The sequence below is a fragment of the Acidiluteibacter ferrifornacis genome, from assembly GCF_009909615.1.
GTDB classification, from domain to species: domain Bacteria; phylum Bacteroidota; class Bacteroidia; order Flavobacteriales_E; family Vicingaceae; genus Acidiluteibacter; species Acidiluteibacter ferrifornacis.
This window is the reverse complement of sequence record NZ_WWNE01000005.1, coordinates 69,625-87,300: the sequence shown is the minus strand read 5'-3', so window position 1 is coordinate 87,300 and position 17,676 is coordinate 69,625. Positions and strand designations below refer to the sequence as shown.

Genomic DNA, 17,676 nt, shown 5'->3' with positions numbered 1-17,676 from the left:
TTCAAGTCTTTGAGTCTCCTTCTGCGAATTTCTTCTCAAAGCCTAAGACGTTCGTTGGATCTCCTCTATTCTTCGGAGCTAAACGAACTTTCTAAGACTTCAATTTGAAGTTCTTGAAGAATTCTCAAGGACAATTACTAATTGAACATTTGATAATTCGAGAATACTTAAAAAAAACAAACCCCAATTTGATTACTCAAATTGGGGTTAAAAACATTTATATTTTCTGTATTACAATTTAGCTAAAGCAGCCAATACATTTTCTTCAATACGTTTCGAAACATTCGAAATATCAGCTTTCACAAACTGATCACCAGTGATATGCTCGTACAACTCGATGTATCGCTCAGAAACTTCCGTTACAAACGAATCCGGCATTTCGGGCATGGTTTGTCCATCTAATCCTTGAAAACCGTTTTCTATTAACCATTCGCGGACAAACTCTTTCGACAATTGTTTCTGCTTCTCTCCCCTATCCTGACGCTCTTGATATCCATCAGCGTAAAAATAACGCGAAGAATCTGGTGTATGAATTTCATCTATCAAGTATATGGTATCTCCAATTTTTCCAAACTCATATTTGGTATCCACCAATATCAATCCTTTATCGGCAGCCATTTCGGTTCCTCTTTGAAACAAAGCTCTGGTGTAGTTTTCCAATTGAATGTACTCACTCTCCGGAACGATTCCTTGTTTGATAATTTCTTCTCTAGAAATGTCCTCGTCATGTCCTTCTTCTGCTTTAGTGGCCGGAGTGATAATAGGAGTTGGAAAACGATCGTTCTCCTTCATTCCATCTGGCATCGCTACACCGCAAATGATTCTTTTTCCTGCTTTATATTCTCTCCACGCATGTCCGCTTAAATAGCCACGAATCACCATTTCTACTTTATACGTTTCGCATAACTTACCAATGGCCACAGAAGGGTCTGGCACAGACTCTATCCAATTTGGAACAATATCGGACGTAGCTGCTAAAAACTTAGCGGCAATCTGGTTCAACACTTGACCTTTAAAAGGAATCGGCTTCGGCAAAATGTGATCAAATGCAGAAATTCGATCTGAAGCGACCATTACTAAGTGTTTATTATTGATATTGTAAACGTCTCTTACTTTTCCGCTGTAAAAGCTTTTTTGACCTGGAAATTGGAATGGTGCTACTGACTTTGTGCTCATTTTCTAGCTTCTTTTTGTTTCGCTTCTTTTTGTTGCTTTTTTAACTCTTCTATTTTTTCATCTTCTTTGTCATATGCCGAGATAATTTTCTTTACCAATTCATGACGAATCACATCTTTACCATCAAAAGTAATAAAGCCTACTCCTTTCACTTTCTTCAAAATATCCAATGCTTGAATTAATCCTGATGGCTGATTTCTTGGTAAATCCACTTGAGAGGCATCACCTGTAATCATGAATTTAGCCGACTTTCCCATCCGCGTCAAAAACATCTTAAACTGCGCTCTGGTGGTGTTTTGTGCTTCATCCAAAATCACAAAAGCATGGTCCAACGTTCGTCCACGCATAAAGGCCAATGGTGCAATTTGTATCACATTGTTCTCGAGATAATCGCGTAACTTTTCACCTGGGAGCATATCGTACAAAGCATCATACAAAGGTTGTAAAAATGGGTCTAATTTCTCTTTCAAATCTCCCGGAAGGAAACCCAAATTCTCCCCTGCTTCTACTGCTGGACGAGTCAAAATAATTCGCTTCACCTCTTTGTTTTTTAAAGCTCTAACGGCCAATGCTACGGCGGTGTAGGTTTTACCAGTTCCTGCAGGCCCAATGGCAAAAACCATATCGTTCTCGTCGATGGCTTTTACTAGCTTGCGCTGATTGGGTGTGCGAGGACGCACCATCAACCCATGATTCCCGAACACTAATATGTCGCTTGAATCTTTCAAAGTGCGCTGTGCCACTTCCAAATCTCCATCCAACAAATGATCGATATTCGATTCGGTTAACTGCTTGAATTTAATAATGTGCTGAATGAGCATTCCCAATTTCAATTCAAACTCCTCTATCGCTGTTTCTCCACCTATGGCTTTTAACTCATCGCCACGAGCTATCAGTTTTACTTTTGGAAACTTCTTCCTGATGATCTCTAATTTCTTGTCGTTTACCCCGTATAATTCTACCGGACTTACCGCACTAATATCTATGATTTTCTCCACTCAGTTTTTGGGTATTTTTAGGTTTTATACCGATTTAGTTATCTTATATCGACTACTCATGCTTCATATTCTCCTTATCCAACTGATCGGCATTTACCAATAATTACTTTTTAAATGTATCCATTTATTTTAATGAAAAAATTAAAAACTTTATTGGTTTAAGGCGTCTTTTCTATTCTTTCAGGCTTCAAAAATATTACTAATTTTGGAGACTATTGTTCGACTTTGACCAAATATAAGCAGCAAAAGTTAAATGGGTGTAATTACGTTAACTACAGATTTTCAGAAATCAGACTATTATATTGGCATCGTCAAGGGTGCGCTCTATACGCTATGTCCTGAAGCTAAAATTGTTGACATCACTCACGACATTCCTGCCTACAACATTTCCAAGGCGGCTTACATCGTTAAAAATTCCTATTCTCATTTTCCGGAAGGAACGGTTCACATTATTGGCGTTAGTTCTGAAGCAACTGTGGAATTTGCACACTTGGTAGTGAAATACGACAACCACTATTTCGTAGGATCGGACACTGGTATTTTTTCCCTCATCTTTGGCGACTTAGAACCTGAAGAAGTCATCGAACTGAATGTTTCTGCCGATTCCAATCGGTTGTCGTTTCCGACGAAGGACATCTTTGTAAAAGTGGCGGCACACATTCAAAAAGGAGGCACCATTTCGGTGTTGGGTAGAAAGATTGACGGCGTATTGAAGAAAATCGCTTACCAACCTTACATCGATAATAACCAATTGAAAGGCATGGTGATGCACATTGATAGCTTTGGAAATGCCATTACCAACATTAGTGAAATTCTGTTTAATAATTTCGTTAAAAACTATGGCTTTAGTGTGGTTTTTAGAAACTCTGATTACGACATCAACCGAATTTCATATACCTATAGCGATGTAGCAGAAGGTGAAAAATTAGCGCTATTTAATACCACTAACCATTTAGAAATTGCCATTAACAAAGGTCGAGCGGACAAACTACTTGGCTTGAGGGATAATGACTTAATTAGAATCGAACTCCATGATAGTTAGAATAGTAAAATTGACATTTCAAGAAGATAAAGTGAACGATTTCATTACCATCTTCAACGAGAGCAAAGACCTGATCCGGAATTTTGAAGGTGTTTCTCACCTAGAATTGTTGCGATGCAGTACTGATGGAACCATCTTTTTTACGCACAGCCATTGGAAAAGCGAAGAAGCTTTAGAAAACTACCGCCATTCGGAATTATTTAAAACCACTTGGGCGAAAACGAAACCTTTATTTTCTGAAAAAGCAGAGGCTTGGAGTAATTTTAAGTTGTTTTGAGTTAATGGTTAAGGGTTAATTTCAAGATTTCTACCACTTAATTAAATCAAACCAAAATCTATTTTTTGTAGAATATCCAATCAACCAATAATTAGAATTAAACTTATCTGTTGAAATTTTTACAACACTAGTGTCTATCAATTCCATTCTTATTCTTTCAATTGTTACATCTTGTTGACTGATAATCTGATAGTCATTATTGGATTCACTAAGCAATTTATATTTTACTTCCTCATCAGAAAGACCATCGTATTTTTTATACAGGGTGATTGAATCAGTATTAAAATCAATTGATTTGAAAGAGAATGTTGAATTGAAATCAATTGTAGTAAATCCTTCATGAATGGTTATCATTGGTTCTAATTCATATAAATGAAAGAACACATTTGATTCTGTTTCATCAATTGTCGTTTCTTTCCCATGAGCATTCAGATAAGACGATTTAGAAACTGAAACGCTATAAGAAGTATTTCCTTTAAGAGGAGTTTCGAATACCCCATTTTCGTTAGTTTCAATTACTATGGTTGATGAGTCTGTACCAATCACCTCTACTCTAGCATTCTGAATAGGAATAGATATTTCTTGGTCAACCACTTTACCTTTCAAAATGAATTGTAAATCTTCAGAAACTTGACAGAAACCAAAATTCATTAACAGAATGAATATGGATAATAAAGTTGATTTCATTTTCTTGGGGTTGCTTTAAAGTTACTTTAAGTGAAGTCGTGGAATGGATAAAAACACAAACTAACTAATTATCAAATTATTAAAACAAATAACACTTTTGCTGATAATCAGGAAAAGAAAACTATTAAGACATACCCACTATAGTATATAATGGGTGTTGTAGATAGCTTTTACTCTAAATTACTGGATATGCATGGTATGAATAAAATATTAATGATGTAATCGATAATATTAAAAATATATATGTCCCTATCTCAAAAAATTTCGAGGATTTACTTTTGTCTACAAGCGTTACTTGAATTGAATTTAAGTCCTTATTTGATTCACTGCTCTGTAACCCCTCTTTCTGCTCTTGGAAAGCCTTGTTTAACTTATCACCTTCTAAAAATTGAACGATTAAAGTGAAGAAAACGGTCAACGCAAGTAATATTATTGATACCAAAAAAAAACGATTTGCAACTAAGTCAATTTCAGTCTTATCTTTTAATGAGATTAAAAGCCCAAGTAATGTTATAGATATTGTAGAAATAGATCTAATGAAAAGATTAAATCTATCTTTAGATTTATAATACAAACTGTACATATTATCTAAATTATATCTTTGAGATGGTGTCAATGGTGTCATTTTTCAAAATTTAATTACTCACAATAAAAATAACTAATAAGTATGGTTTACAAAAAACAGGATGGTTTTGATTCCACCACCCTGTCACTGTTAAAATAATATCCAACAAGCTATTGCAAGCTCAACGATGGATACTTCTATCTCAACTGAATTCACTTTAAGCTTTAACGGAGTCATAATAATAATCATGGTCTCGAGTTTAAAGGGTTAAGAGCACAGCTCAATAGACTTCCATCCTTATTATTTTTACGTTGGCGGATAGTTTCACTTTATGACCAACTTTATAGTGTACAACACTAAAGGACACAGCCCTAAAAATATATAGTATTAATAACTACCTAAAACATCCAAAGAAAGCGAAAAATACATTTATTCACCATATTTGTCATTAATTATTATCTCCCTTCAATAGAAATGATTAGGATTCCGAAGATAAGTGAAATATTGAAATTAAAAAGGGTTATGGTTAAAAATTAGTGAGTTATGTTGATAACAATAAATAACTCCCGTAAACCTTCAAGATTGAGTCCTTGTCTCCTTAGTAAGCCTTGAAGTTTTTTGCAACAGCAAAGCAGAACACGGTTAGAACCAAGTAAGTCTACTCATCATTGTAAACTACCCGAAACTCTACTCGCCTATTCTTTAGTTTGTTTTCCTCACTAGAATTTTCTAACAATGGAAATAATTCTCCGTACCCTTTTACTGAAAGTCGATTAGAATCAACACCTTCAGCTATTAATAACTCCTTTATTTTATCTGCTCGCTTTACAGACAAATCCATATTAAAATCATCATCTCCATCAGAATCTGTGTGTCCCACTATTTCAATTTCAACATGTCCATACTTTTGTAAAAAGTGTTTCACTTTAGTAATTCCATTTAATGTAGAATCCACCATGACCGTGCTATTATTTAGAAATTGAATATCCGACAGATTAATTTCTTCTAACTCCTCTTCTATGTTTTGAGACAAAGTGTCTGTTTCGTTTGTTTGATTAGTCACTTTCCTTTTATAAGCTGAATAGGCATTAATTGAACTAAAATCTATAATATCTTCTTTTGAAATCAACTCATCAACTTTCTCCTTTGAGGTAATCTCCTCAAATAAGTTTCCTTCCTTACCTTTCGTTTTAGATTGGTATTTAAAGGGTTGATTTGAGAAAGACAAGGCTAAAGTATCTTTCTGTTTATCAGTAATACATACTTTCAAAATAGATTGGTGCTGATCAATAGTATCTGTCTTAAACTTTATCTCGTAATAGTTTTTAATCTTATGATTGATATCCGTAAAGATCCATTCAAAATCAGTGGTATTATAGATTTCGTAGTAGGTTCCATTTGTAGGGAATGCTATTGAACGCAAATAATCTTTATCTACAGACTGCCCAAATCCAACAACATAAACTTGAATGTCATGCTTTTTTGCTCTTCGAATTAGTTCATATTTACTTATATATGAACCATTCTCATATCCATCAGTTAGAACAATGATTGAACTTTCTTGGTAGCCATTTGAGTTTTTGAGCACTGAGATTGCTGAATTGGTGCCGTCCAAAAGAGAAGTACCTCCTCCATACCCTTCCAATCCATTAAGCTTCAATTTCCGGTTCAACTCAAACTTACTATTTGAAATGTAAGATTCTACCCCTACTCTAGTATCAAATTTTATAATAGAAATTCCATCTTCTGAAGCTTTTTTATCTACAAATCCTTTTACCTCGTTTTGAACTTTATTCGCTCGAAACTCTCCCATAGATCCACTATGATCCATAACTACCGCTACGGCATTCGGAATAGTAACATCAGCACGGTGTTCTATTACATCGAAATCTGTTACTTGAATTATCGGTTGGTTCCCCTTCTTCAATAAAACATTACACCAAATGTGTTTCCACTCTTCAGTGCCTGCACCATAATAGTAAACTCCATCATCATCTATTAGGTGTGTATTGATTGAAATCGTCGAATCGGAATACACTATATTTTTTAGAACGAGATTGATTAATGCAGCGGTATCTTTCAATTCACTAATGTGTTTAAACTGAGTGATACGATACGGTTCAAAATCAACAGGCGGTTCAACATCTTCATTAACGGGTTCAAACACTTCTGTCAACGTATCACTAAATGGTAAAAATAAAGTGCCTTTATTATTGAGTAAATCAAAAGATTTAATCACCCCTATTCCTTTTGTCTTTCTGTTTTTAACGATTAAATATTTGGATGAATCTGCAATAGCTACAAATTCATACTTATTGGTGTATATTTTCTCATTGTCTTCTATATTATTCAATGAAAAACCTTTATTAAAAAAGTTATTTTTAGGAGTTATAAAATAGCTCAAATCATCTGAAACCTCTACACCTTTATCAATCTGATACTTCTTATCAGAGATTCCAAAATCTATATTTTGGGGATTCGTTAAATCGAATAAATTCAAGAATGTAGTTGTATTGTTCTCGTGCTGTATAGAGAGAATAGAATCGTTATGCCACTCCAAATCACGAATAGGTTCATCTAACAGATGGACTTCTTTAAAATCACCTTTTTGAACCGAATACAGTAAGAGAGAATTTCTACTGTCTTGAGTAAAAGGGATAATTGTAAAATTTCCACTTTTGCTAAGAATTGGTTCTCCATATTTTATTACTGTTCTTTTATCTGCAAGTTTCTTTTCATTGACAAAACTTCTTAAAGCACTTCTTAAATCTTGAGAATACTCCAAACGCATAGTGTCTAATGAAAACGCTTTAATTCTTAAGCCACGAATAAACGTAATACGGTTGCTTTGGTAATCGAATGCAAAGTCATCCGCTGATTGTGAACTTATTCTTTTACTTTGATTGGTTCGCCATAAATTATACCTAGATTTTGATTTCTGTTGAACAATAAATTGATCATCCTTGCTAAACCAAGTTTTTCCATATCCGTTTGAATGGTTCGCTTGTAAATAGGACCTTAAAACAATTGCACTATAAGTATCATAAAGGATTAGGTTTTTGGATCCAGATATTAAAAAACTATTGTCTAAATATGGAAATATAATGTTATTGATCCCATAAGTTTCATACACGACAGCCTTAGATTGGGCATTTAACACACTAGCATTATACCCATTACTTATAGCAATCGTTTTTCCATCAGGACTTATTTTTATACTGATGTCAGATAATTTATCTGCTTTAAATTGATACTTTAAAATTGGTAGTTGAGTATCTACTCTGTAATACCTGAATTCATAGAACTTTTTATAATTGCTATTTTCTTGAACTAAATTAGAGTTAGCTTCATTTGGAGCAATCTTTACACAGTGCCCATAATACTTTCCATTTTCACTAACAGTAAAAGGGATTTCCTGGCTTTTAACAATTGAAACACTAAAAATAAAACTGAGTAATAGAAAGATTCTAATCATGGAGTTAGGTAAACTTTAATGAGCTTCGAGGGTAAATGTGTTTTAGGTTTTAAATATAAGAACACTATCAAACGGATTTATATTCAATTCATTATTATTTCTAATAACTTTTCCTTTGATTGCCTCGACTTAAGCTTAATGGAGCTCGACCTGGCACTCAGCTTAACAAAGGTTCTAAACGGATTATATTACTTGGGTTGAGTCCTTGTCACCTTAATAAACCTCGAAGTTTTTTGGCGGCAGAGCCAAGTTATTCTATGAATCAGGACACCATAAGCAAAAAAATCCCCTTGGCACCGCCAAGAGGATTCTAACTATCTGTTGAATATTCTATTTCAAATAGGCTTTTGCCTTTTCTAACGCTGAAGTAATTCCGTTCGGGTTCTTCCCTCCTGCTGTGGCAAAAAACGGTTGGCCACCACCACCACCGCCAATTTCTTTGGCTAAATCTCTCACCATATTCCCTGCGTGCAAATCGTGAGATTTTACCAATTCTTCAGCCACCAATATCGTTAAGGTTACTTTACCGTCTACATTAGAGGCCAATACCATGAACAAGTTTTCGATTTCTGCTTTCAACTGAAACGCCAAATCTTTGATGGAGCCTGCATCCAAATCTACTTCTTCGACGATCGCATTGATTCCGCCGATGTTTTGAACCTTGCCTTTCAATTCTCCTTTTACGTTTCCTGCTGCTGCTCGCTTAAACTCTTCAACTTGCTTCTGTAGTTCAGAATTTTGTCTTTGCAATGCGGTAATCGATTGTAGAACATCTTTGGGGTGTTTCAATGCTTCGTTTACTGCATCCAACAATGCTAATTTATTATCCAAGTATTGGTCTGCCTTTTCCGCAGTGATAGCTTCTATTCGTCTTACTCCTGCCGCTACTGCTGATTCGCTTACAATCTTAAATTGTCCAATTCTAGCCGTAGAAGACACATGAGTCCCTCCACACAATTCAATGGAATCACCAAACTTAATCAAACGCACTACATCGCCGTATTTCTCACCAAACAATGCCATAGCACCCATTTCTTTGGCTTCATTAATCGGTATCGCTCTTCGCTCATCCAATTGAATGTTCTCACGGATATTCTGATTCACGATGGTTTCAATTTGCTTGATTTCTTCGTCCGTAACTTTATGGAAATGAGAGAAGTCAAATCGCAAATAATCTGCATTTACCAACGAACCTTTTTGCTCCACATGCTCACCCAAAACAGTGCGCAATGCATGGTGCATCAAGTGAGTGGCTGAGTGATTATTTTCAGCTAAGATTCGTTTCTTTTGGTTAACTACTGCCTGAAATTTCAAGTTAACATTCTCAGGTAATTGGTCGGTATAATGAACGATTAAGTTATTCTCTTTCTTGGTGTTGGTGATGAAATAATCTTTTCCGTTTGCCGAAATTTTACCGGTGTCTCCTACTTGTCCACCACCCTCTGGATAAAATGGAGTCATGTTAAACACCAACTGATACAACTCTTTCCCTTTGGCAGTCAACTTTCTATATCTAGTGATTGAAACTTCTGCTTCAGTATAATCATATCCGATAAATTCTTCTACTTCGTCTTCTGTTACAATTTCCCAATCGCCAGCATCTATCTTGGTTGCTTTTCTAGAACGTGTTTTCTGCTTTTCTAGAGCTGCTTGAAATTCATTCATGTCTACTTCCAATCCAGCTTCAGATCCCATTAAATGAGTCAAGTCAATTGGAAAACCAAAGGTATCGTACAATTCAAAAGCGAATTTCCCATCAATGATTTTTCCATTCAAAGTGGAAGTGTATTCTTCAAATCGCTGAATTCCTTTCTCTAATGTTCTTAAAAAGGTATTTTCTTCTTCAAAAATCACTTGTGTAATTAGTTTCTGCTGAGATTTCAACTCTGCAAACTGCTCGCCCATCTGATTCACCAAAACTTCCACTAACTGGTTTAAGAAAGGCTCCTTCAGGTTTAGGAAACTATATCCATAACGAACCGCTCTTCTCAAAATACGACGAATCACATATCCTGCTCCAGTATTCGATGGTAGTTGACCGTCAGCAATCGCAAAAGAAATCGCACGAATATGGTCGGCTATTACGCGAATGGCAATATCTTTCTTTTCTTGGGTAGCTGTATACTCCACTCCACTAATCGAAGCTATTTTAGTAATCAACGGCATGAAAACATCGGTATCGTAATTGGACTGTTTGCCTTGCAAAGCCATGCACAAACGCTCAAACCCCATTCCAGTGTCAACATGCTGATTTGGCAATTTCACCAAGCTTCCATCTGCCATTCGATTGAATTCCATGAACACCAGGTTCCATATTTCTACTACTTGCGGATGATCTTCATTGACCAATGTTTTCCCTGCAACTTTAGCTTTTTCTTCTTTAGAACGAATGTCAACGTGAATTTCAGAACAAGGACCACAAGGGCCAACGTCTCCCATTTCCCAGAAATTATCCTTTTTAGACGCCTTTATAATTCGATCTTCTTCAATGATTGACTTCCAGATATCATACGCTTCTGTATCCTCTCCTAATTGATCGCCTTCATCGCCTCCAAAAACAGTCACATAAAGACTATCCTTGTCCATTTGATAAACCTCTGTCAATAATTCCCACGCCCATTCAATGGCTTCCTTCTTAAAATAGTTTCCAAATGACCAGTTACCCAACATTTCGAACATCGTGTGGTGATAGGTATCTACACCAACCTCCTCTAGGTCATTATGTTTACCAGAAACTCTTAAACATTTCTGAGTATCTACAATTCGAGGGTATTTTACAGCAGCATTGCCTAGGAATAAATCTTTAAACTGATTCATACCAGCGTTGGTAAACATCAATGTAGGATCATCTTTTATCACCATGGGAGCAGACTCAACTACCTGATGTTCTTTACTTTTAAAAAATTCTAAAAACTGCTGACGGATTTCTTTTGAAGTCATTTTTGTTGAAAACTTTAAACGATTATGGCTCATATCCTAACAATTTTTAACTCCTTTGTAATGTAAAATACAAAAGAATATATGGTTAAATTTGCGCCGTAAATTGGGTGCAAATTTAGCTATTTAAACCACAAAAACAATTCTCATAAATGTCAAAAATAAAGTATCGTTTCAATACCAGAACCCTTAGCTATGAGCGTGTACAGCTCTCTGCTAAAGCCAAGGTTCTTAGGATACTTTCCTTTTTATTGGTAAGTGCTATATTCGGAGTTTTATTCTTCTTTTTGGTGAACAATTACATCGACTCACCAAAGGAAAAGATGTTAAAGCGAGAACGTAATCAGCTGATTGCTCAATACGAATTATTGGATCGAAGAATGGACCAAGTGAATGAAGTATTGGAAGATATTCAAAGAAGAGACGACGAGATATATCGTATTGTATTTGAAGCAGAACCCATCGCAGACAACATCAGAAAAGCTGGTTTTGGTGGGGTGAACCGATACAAACAATTGGAAGGATTCAAAAATTCAGAATTGATTATTGAGTCTGCCAAAAAACTAGATAAGATTTCAAAGCAACTATACATTCAGACCAAGTCATACGATGAAGTCTATAAAATGGCAACCAATAAAGAAAAGATGTTGGCATCAATTCCTGCTATTCAACCAGTGGCGAATAAAGATTTGAAAAGAATGGCATCGGGTTACGGAATGCGTATGCACCCAATATACAAGCGAAGAAAGATGCATACAGGAATGGACTTTTCTGCAGAAAAAGGTACAGAAATCTATGCTACAGGAGACGGACAAGTAGCTGATGTAGAAAGCAGTAGACGTGGATATGGCAATCATGTAATCATTAACCATGGTTATGGATACCAAACACTCTATGGGCATATGTCTCAATATATTGTGCGCAAAGGTGAGAAGGTAAAGCGTGGTCAAGTTATTGGTTACGTTGGTAACACAGGAACTTCAGTAGCACCACACTTGCATTATGAAGTAATAAAGAACGGTGAAAAGGTAAATCCTGTAAACTTCTACTTCAACGACTTAACTCCTGAAGAATACGAGCGAATGATAGAATTTGCTGCTACTCCAACACAGTCATTCGATTAATCTATTTCAATTATGGAAGCAACTGAAAGCAGCTCAAAATTGTATTATACCATTGGCGAAGTCAGTAAAATTTTTGATGTAAATGCCTCATTGATTAGATTCTGGGAAAAAGAATTTGATATACTACAGCCTAAAAAGAATAAGAAAGGCAATCGTCTTTTCACAAAAAAGGATGTTGATAATTTGCACATTATCTATCACTTGGTAAAAGAAAGAGGTTATAAGTTAGATGGAGCCAAGAAGAAATTAAAGGAAAATAAAGAGGACACGCTCAATGAAATGGAGATGATTGCCTCACTGAAAAAAGTAAGATCTTTTTTAGTTGCTTTGAAAGATGAGCTTTAATTTGATTTTTTGAGTTTCTCCAAGATGTTGCTTAGAATTCGCTAAACTCTAATTCACCTCCAGGGCGTAGGAAACCGACTTTTCAAACCAAGCTTCTCCTTCTTTTAGAATATCAATAACAATAGTATAATCTCCTTTCTGAGCAGGAGCAGTTATTGAAACGCGTTGTTCAAAATTATTCTTGATATCTGTTTCAATTGGAGTACGTTCACCATCCCAATTCAATACACTACCGTCTTCATTTAAAATATGATAAGATAAGAAGAAGTTATTGGATAAATGGGAAGGAAAAATAAACCCATCCGCTATAATCTTTACCAAAGGGTATACCACCTCTCCCGCTGATACTTTTGGGGTGGGTTCTACAATTTGAAGACTAGTCTTTTCAATCATTTCGTTAGTTGACAATCTAGCCTCTTCAGAATTAACGTATTTATACTCTCCTTTATGTAATCCAAATCGAGTAGTATCTACTTCAGACATTGGATAAGGTGCAAAACCCCAAACCAAGAAATTGTCAGGTTCTAATAAATACAACGAGCTATCGTATTTCATCATTTGATTGGCAGCAAAAACAGCTGTGTTTTGAGGTCCAAATTCGGAGGAGGCCATCATCATTTCAAATGGAAATTGCATTCCCATATGTGTAAACTCTCGTTCAAAATTTTGATCATCAAATCTAAACTTACTGGACTCAGGGTACAAATCTTTAGCTTCAGAAGCCAACCGTTGCATTTGCATATACCGTTGATTCAACATGGTTCCCATGCTAGAAATCTGATAGATATTCACTGCAAACAACGTTGCTAATCCAAAAGCAAGAATTGATTCCGTTTTAATGGTAATTGATCGATTAAACTCATCCATCAATGGCAGTAAAATCGCTAATAATATGGGTGTCATCATGACTTCATAATACCATTCATAACTACCATTTTTTATGTTATACACCACAAAAGACAGCAAGAAAATATAGCCTGAAAAGACGAAAGCAGCCAACAGCAATTTTCTGGATTTAATCAGAATAAAAACTGCCAACACCAACAACAATATAGTCTGCCAATATTCCGACACAAAAGTACTACCTAACTTTTGGATTACTGAATACCAATCTATTTCATGGGATTTACCTTTCCCTAATCGACTGGTTTCGTATACTGAAAAAGTAAATATTCGGATACAAATAGCAATTCCGAAGAATAGTAATAAGGACTTATATTCTGCAGAAAACTTTCTGTCTTTAATGAAAAGGTAAACGATTTGAAAAGCGACAACCGCAAAGAAAATTGGATGCCCCATAAGCCCTACCCATAGCAGAAAGTAATACAAAACAATCCACCGCTTAAAGTGTACTTGATTAGAAAAAGCGGCAAAGAAAGTAATGACAAATGCTGCTGAATAAAACACCTCCAAATAAGGTGAAAAGTACGCCCAATGGTGCATCACCAAGAACAAACTCAACAACCAAGCCGCCGACTTATGTTTGATTACATGGAAGATCCAAGCGACTACTCCATAGAAGAACAAGGCATTATAAACCGAATTAACCAATAAAAGTTGCTTGATATTGAAACCCAACATGGTCCCAACGACAGCTCCAATTTGGGAAATGGCTAATACTAGCCTATCGTGCTGCACCTGAAAAAAGCCATTATTAATGACTTTAAACAAGAAATAAGACGTATCAGCATATGTCCGTTCGCGGTAATAAATAACGCTAAATGCCAATAGCACCAACCAAAATGCATGCAATAAAACTGCTTGTATCTTGGCGGACTTCATGCTAATATATTTTATTTGGAATCAAATAATTGGTTACATAGTCTGCTACCCCTTCTTCTAAAGTCATGAAGGATTGAGTATATCCCGCCTTCTTTAATTTGGTCATATCTGCTTCCGTAAAGTATTGGTATTTATCTCTAATATCCTCAGGTGTTGGCACAAAGGAGATATCAGCAGGCTTACCCATCGCTTTAAACGTATTCTTAGCTAAATCCAAGAAAGTGCGAGCGGTTCCAGTTCCTAAATTGTACAATGCTGATTCCGGTTGATTTTCCATCAACCATAGGCAAACATTCACAACATCTTTTACATAAACAAAATCTCTGATCTGCTCCCCATCTTTATAATCTGGATTGTGAGACTGAAACAATTTCATTTTCTCAGTCGCCTTTATTTGGTTGTAGGCATGAAATATTACCGATGCCATTCTTCCTTTATGGTATTCATTTGGTCCGTACACATTGAAAAACTTTAATCCTGCCCAAAATGGAGGCTGTTTCTCTTGCTTCAATGCCCAGATATCAAAATTATTTTTTGACTCTCCGTAAGGGTTTAGTGGTTTTAACTTCTCAACAATATTGTGATCATCTACATATCCATATTCTCCTAACCCATAGGTTGCTCCTGAAGAAGCATAAATTAATGGAATCGATGCATCGGAACAAATGTTCCAAATATCTTTGGTGTATTTCACATTCAGCTCATCAAATATGGTTTCATCAAACTCAGTTGTATCAGTCCTCGCACCTATGTGATATACTCCTTCTACTTGGTCGGCATTATTTTTAAACCAATCGATAAAAATCGAACGTTCTATTTTTTTTGCATAATGAGAATTCTCCCAATTTCTGCTTTTATCCAATTTCGTAAAATCATCTACTAAAATAAGGTTCGTTTTCCCATCTTGATTCAGTTTGGAAACCAAGCAACTACCTATAAATCCTGCTGCTCCTGTTACTACTATCATGTTAGTCTATTGTGTTATTGATAAATATCGTTGTTTCTATGGGTGGAATAATTTCTTTTTGAACAGCTAAGTTAAACAAGCTTTCTACAGCATACCGGCCTTTTGCTCCCAAATTTAGAGAATATTCATTGACATATAAGCCGATGTGCTGTCGCATTACTGATTCTTCCATTTCCTGTGCATGTGCTCTTACATAATCCATACATGACTCTGGGTTATCAAAAGCAAATTGAATGCTTCTGCGCAACACTCTGTCAATTTTCTCCTGTAGCTCTTGATCAAATTTTCGGTTGACTACTATCCCCCCTAATGGTATCAAAGCTTGGGTTTCTTGTTCCCAATATTCGCCCATGTCCATAATTTTATGCAATCCTCTCTGGTGATAGGTAAACCTATTTTCATGAATGATTAATCCTGCATCTACCTCCCCTTCAATTACCGCCTTTTCTATGTCAGAAAAAAGCATTTCTACTTTATTCTTAGCTAAAGGAAATGCAATCGACAATAAGAAATTAGCCGTAGTAAATTGACCAGGAATGGCAATTTTTAGTTGGCTCACTTCCTCTGGGCTGTATTGGTTCTTAGAAATCAGCAATGGCCCTACTCCACTACCTAATGCGCTTCCTGAATTAAGTAGAGCATAATCTTCTATCAAAAAACCATAAGCATGGTAGCTTAATTTGGTCACGTCCAATTCTTTTTTGAACGCTTTGTGATTCAACTCTTCCACATCTGCCAAAGTAACTTCGAATTCCAAACCTTCTGTATCTATTTTTTGATGAACCATCGCATCAAAAATAAAGGTATCATTGGGGCAGGGTGAATATCCTAAACTTATTTTCTCCATTAGAATTCGTTTACAATTGCAATCAATGTTTGATTTAAGTTTTTTATAGCCAATGGTATATTCCAATTCGCTTTGTTCCGGGGTTCTACTTTATTAGATATAGTTCTTATTTCAATAAAATTGATGTTTTCTTTAACACACACATACATAGCCGCTCCTCCTTCCATACTTTCCACATCGGCATCTATCATCGTTTCTAATTCTACAATTGAGTCAGTATTCCCATGCACTTTATTGACGGTTACACCTATCACTTTAGGTAATGTGTATAAATGATTAATTGGTATATTGTTAGTTGCTGCTACTTTGTTAGTTTCCCCTAACCCAAGATCATCAATCGCTATAAACCCTGAAGGACTTTCAGCACCTAGCTCAGCGAAAAATTCTTCAATTACTTGAACGGTAGCACCTATAGGATACAAAGTATTAAAGGACCCGGCGATCCCCGCATTAATAACCAAATCGTAGGAATAAGTTGACAACTTTTTACCCATTTGATATGCAGTTGCTACCATTCCAACTCCTGTCAAAAGCACTTCTACTTCATTTCCAGTATTTAGTTCGAAAATAAGAAGTGCATCCCTATCTTTATGTCCAAAATGATTTAGAAAAGGTTGTATTTCCTGAATAGTGGCAGCTACTATTAATATCCTCATGCCGATATTTCAATGTGGTAGCCCGAATACTTTCTTAGATTGATGACAACACCACCTTTAAAAATGAGGTATTGCCCCTTTATACCCATTAGTTCACCTGAAAGCACTGGCTCCTTATCTAAATTGTGGCTTTTCACTTTTGTGGGAAATTCAAGAACTGGATAGTTAATTTCTATAATTTGATTGTCCTCACAATGAAATTCATTGAACTTGTCATTCATTATTCTAAGGAGCTCTTCTTTGGTTTTCAAAATATCCAAATCCTCTGCTAGCTCATTTTTGAGCATTTTCATCCAATGCGTTTTATCAGAAACATGTTGTTTCATGTCCATTTCTATTACACCCGCTTGGTATCTATTTGGGGTTCTAGCTAATCGCACTGCTTTCCAAGCACCTTGATCAATCCATCGAGTCGGAATTTGTGTTTCACGAGTAACCCCAACTTTTATACCTGCACCAACTGCCATATAAACAATGTGGGGCTGGTTGTGATTTCTTTCTTCCCATTCAGGGTCTCTACCTTCGCCAAGGTGCGCTCGACATAGTTCTGGACGAATTATACACTCTGCATTTTGAGGGGCATTAATAAAACATGGATAGCAAAACCCTTGTCCAAAAGATTTTTTAGTCAGTTTGCCACAGTTAACACAGTTAATTACACCATTAAAAGTCAACGTTATTTGTTTACCAATAAGGGCGTTCATATCCACTACCTCCTCTTCTGAAAACTTTAACGAATAGTGAACTGGATTTCCCATCTCAACTTGCATTTTACTGATATTTCCTTCTGCCGTCATG

Annotated in this window: 15 protein-coding genes; 4 read left to right on the top strand and 11 right to left on the bottom strand. The window is 35.8% G+C overall.

All coding sequences use genetic code 11. The features are described from left to right. Positions 1-231: 231 nt before the first annotated feature. Both GQN54_RS04725 and GQN54_RS04720 read right to left on the bottom strand, forming a co-directional pair. Positions 232-1,176 (bottom strand): phosphoribosylaminoimidazolesuccinocarboxamide synthase, encoded by a 945-nt coding sequence (locus GQN54_RS04725; RefSeq protein ID WP_160632366.1) that lies wholly within the window; start codon positions 1,174-1,176, stop codon positions 232-234. Then, positions 1,173-2,174 (bottom strand): PhoH family protein, encoded by a 1,002-nt coding sequence (locus GQN54_RS04720; protein ID WP_160632365.1) that lies wholly within the window; start codon positions 2,172-2,174, stop codon positions 1,173-1,175. The genes GQN54_RS04725 and GQN54_RS04720 overlap by 4 nt, the downstream gene beginning before the upstream one ends. 253 nt (positions 2,175-2,427) lie before the next feature. On the opposite strand from GQN54_RS04720, the gene GQN54_RS04715 reads away from it, so the two are divergent. Together GQN54_RS04715 and GQN54_RS04710 are read left to right on the top strand one after the other, a co-directional pair. Then, positions 2,428-3,216 (top strand): SAM hydrolase/SAM-dependent halogenase family protein, encoded by a 789-nt coding sequence (locus tag GQN54_RS04715; RefSeq protein ID WP_160632364.1) that lies wholly within the window; start codon positions 2,428-2,430, stop codon positions 3,214-3,216. Then, the gene (locus GQN54_RS04710) at positions 3,206-3,493 is read left to right on the top strand and encodes a putative quinol monooxygenase (RefSeq protein WP_160632363.1); all 288 of its coding nucleotides are present in this window, start codon (positions 3,206-3,208) and stop codon (positions 3,491-3,493) included. Before GQN54_RS04715 ends, GQN54_RS04710 begins: the two co-directional genes overlap by 11 nt. Positions 3,494-3,523: 30 nt before the next feature. Here the strand turns inward: GQN54_RS04710 and GQN54_RS04705 are convergent, their stop codons facing one another. The 4 genes from GQN54_RS04705 to alaS form a co-directional block, all read right to left on the bottom strand. Further along, complete coding sequence (locus GQN54_RS04705; RefSeq protein ID WP_160632362.1) at positions 3,524-4,180, bottom strand: carboxypeptidase regulatory-like domain-containing protein; 657 nt, start codon at positions 4,178-4,180, stop codon at positions 3,524-3,526. 175 nt (positions 4,181-4,355) lie between these two features. Next, positions 4,356-4,805, bottom strand: coding sequence for a hypothetical protein (locus GQN54_RS04700; protein ID WP_160632361.1), 450 nt, complete (start codon positions 4,803-4,805; stop codon positions 4,356-4,358). Between the two features lie 598 nt (positions 4,806-5,403). Further along, the gene (locus GQN54_RS04695; protein WP_160632360.1) at positions 5,404-8,220 is read right to left on the bottom strand and encodes an OmpA family protein; all 2,817 of its coding nucleotides are present in this window, start codon (positions 8,218-8,220) and stop codon (positions 5,404-5,406) included. A 330-nt stretch (positions 8,221-8,550) separates the two neighbouring features. Next, a complete protein-coding gene (gene alaS, locus GQN54_RS04690; protein WP_160632715.1) occupies positions 8,551-11,160 on the bottom strand; it encodes an alanine--tRNA ligase in 2,610 nt (869 codons plus the stop codon). A 149-nt stretch (positions 11,161-11,309) separates the two neighbouring features. Here alaS and GQN54_RS04685 point away from each other — a divergent pair, with 149 nt between their 5' ends. Further along, positions 11,310-12,281, top strand: coding sequence for a M23 family metallopeptidase (locus GQN54_RS04685; RefSeq protein ID WP_160632359.1), 972 nt, complete (start codon positions 11,310-11,312; stop codon positions 12,279-12,281). 12 nt (positions 12,282-12,293) lie between these two features. Then, complete coding sequence (locus tag GQN54_RS04680; RefSeq protein ID WP_160632358.1) at positions 12,294-12,626, top strand: MerR family transcriptional regulator; 333 nt, start codon at positions 12,294-12,296, stop codon at positions 12,624-12,626. A 48-nt stretch (positions 12,627-12,674) separates the two neighbouring features. Here GQN54_RS04680 and GQN54_RS04675 read toward each other — a convergent pair whose 3' ends face one another. The 5 genes from GQN54_RS04675 to GQN54_RS04655 are packed head-to-tail and all read right to left on the bottom strand — an operon-like array spanning position 12,675 to position 17,675. Next, positions 12,675-14,408: a hypothetical protein gene (locus GQN54_RS04675; protein WP_160632357.1), complete on the bottom strand. Its 1,734-nt coding sequence runs from the start codon at positions 14,406-14,408 to the stop codon at positions 12,675-12,677. A gap of 1 nt (position 14,409) precedes the next feature. Next, on the bottom strand, positions 14,410-15,375 hold the full coding sequence (gene rfaD / locus GQN54_RS04670; RefSeq protein ID WP_160632356.1) for an ADP-glyceromanno-heptose 6-epimerase: 966 nt from the start codon (positions 15,373-15,375) through the stop codon (positions 14,410-14,412). 1 nt (position 15,376) lies between these two features. Next, on the bottom strand, positions 15,377-16,222 hold the full coding sequence (locus GQN54_RS04665) for a menaquinone biosynthesis family protein (protein WP_160632355.1): 846 nt from the start codon (positions 16,220-16,222) through the stop codon (positions 15,377-15,379). After that, positions 16,222-16,878 (bottom strand): futalosine hydrolase, encoded by a 657-nt coding sequence (gene mqnB / locus GQN54_RS04660; RefSeq protein WP_160632354.1) that lies wholly within the window; start codon positions 16,876-16,878, stop codon positions 16,222-16,224. The genes GQN54_RS04665 and mqnB overlap by 1 nt, the downstream gene beginning before the upstream one ends. Continuing rightward, a complete protein-coding gene (locus GQN54_RS04655) occupies positions 16,875-17,675 on the bottom strand; it encodes a DUF2797 domain-containing protein (protein ID WP_160632353.1) in 801 nt (266 codons plus the stop codon). The genes mqnB and GQN54_RS04655 overlap by 4 nt, the downstream gene beginning before the upstream one ends. Position 17,676: the final 1 nt, after the last annotated feature.

Coding starts and splice junctions, on each gene's coding strand:
- GQN54_RS04655 (WP_160632353.1), bottom strand. CDS start 17,675: ATGACGGCAGAAGGAAATATCAGTAAAATGCAAGTTGAGATGGGAAAT.
- rfaD (WP_160632356.1), bottom strand. CDS start 15,375: ATGATAGTAGTAACAGGAGCAGCAGGATTTATAGGTAGTTGCTTGGTT.
- GQN54_RS04700 (WP_160632361.1), bottom strand. CDS start 4,805: ATGACACCATTGACACCATCTCAAAGATATAATTTAGATAATATGTAC.
- GQN54_RS04695 (WP_160632360.1), bottom strand. CDS start 8,220: ATGATTAGAATCTTTCTATTACTCAGTTTTATTTTTAGTGTTTCAATT.
- GQN54_RS04725 (WP_160632366.1), bottom strand. CDS start 1,176: ATGAGCACAAAGTCAGTAGCACCATTCCAATTTCCAGGTCAAAAAAGC.
- GQN54_RS04705 (WP_160632362.1), bottom strand. CDS start 4,180: ATGAAATCAACTTTATTATCCATATTCATTCTGTTAATGAATTTTGGT.
- alaS (WP_160632715.1), bottom strand. CDS start 11,160: ATGACTTCAAAAGAAATCCGTCAGCAGTTTTTAGAATTTTTTAAAAGT.
- GQN54_RS04715 (WP_160632364.1), top strand. CDS start 2,428: ATGGGTGTAATTACGTTAACTACAGATTTTCAGAAATCAGACTATTAT.
- GQN54_RS04665 (WP_160632355.1), bottom strand. CDS start 16,222: ATGGAGAAAATAAGTTTAGGATATTCACCCTGCCCCAATGATACCTTT.
- GQN54_RS04685 (WP_160632359.1), top strand. CDS start 11,310: ATGTCAAAAATAAAGTATCGTTTCAATACCAGAACCCTTAGCTATGAG.
- GQN54_RS04680 (WP_160632358.1), top strand. CDS start 12,294: ATGGAAGCAACTGAAAGCAGCTCAAAATTGTATTATACCATTGGCGAA.
- GQN54_RS04710 (WP_160632363.1), top strand. CDS start 3,206: ATGATAGTTAGAATAGTAAAATTGACATTTCAAGAAGATAAAGTGAAC.
- GQN54_RS04675 (WP_160632357.1), bottom strand. CDS start 14,408: ATGAAGTCCGCCAAGATACAAGCAGTTTTATTGCATGCATTTTGGTTG.
- mqnB (WP_160632354.1), bottom strand. CDS start 16,878: ATGAGGATATTAATAGTAGCTGCCACTATTCAGGAAATACAACCTTTT.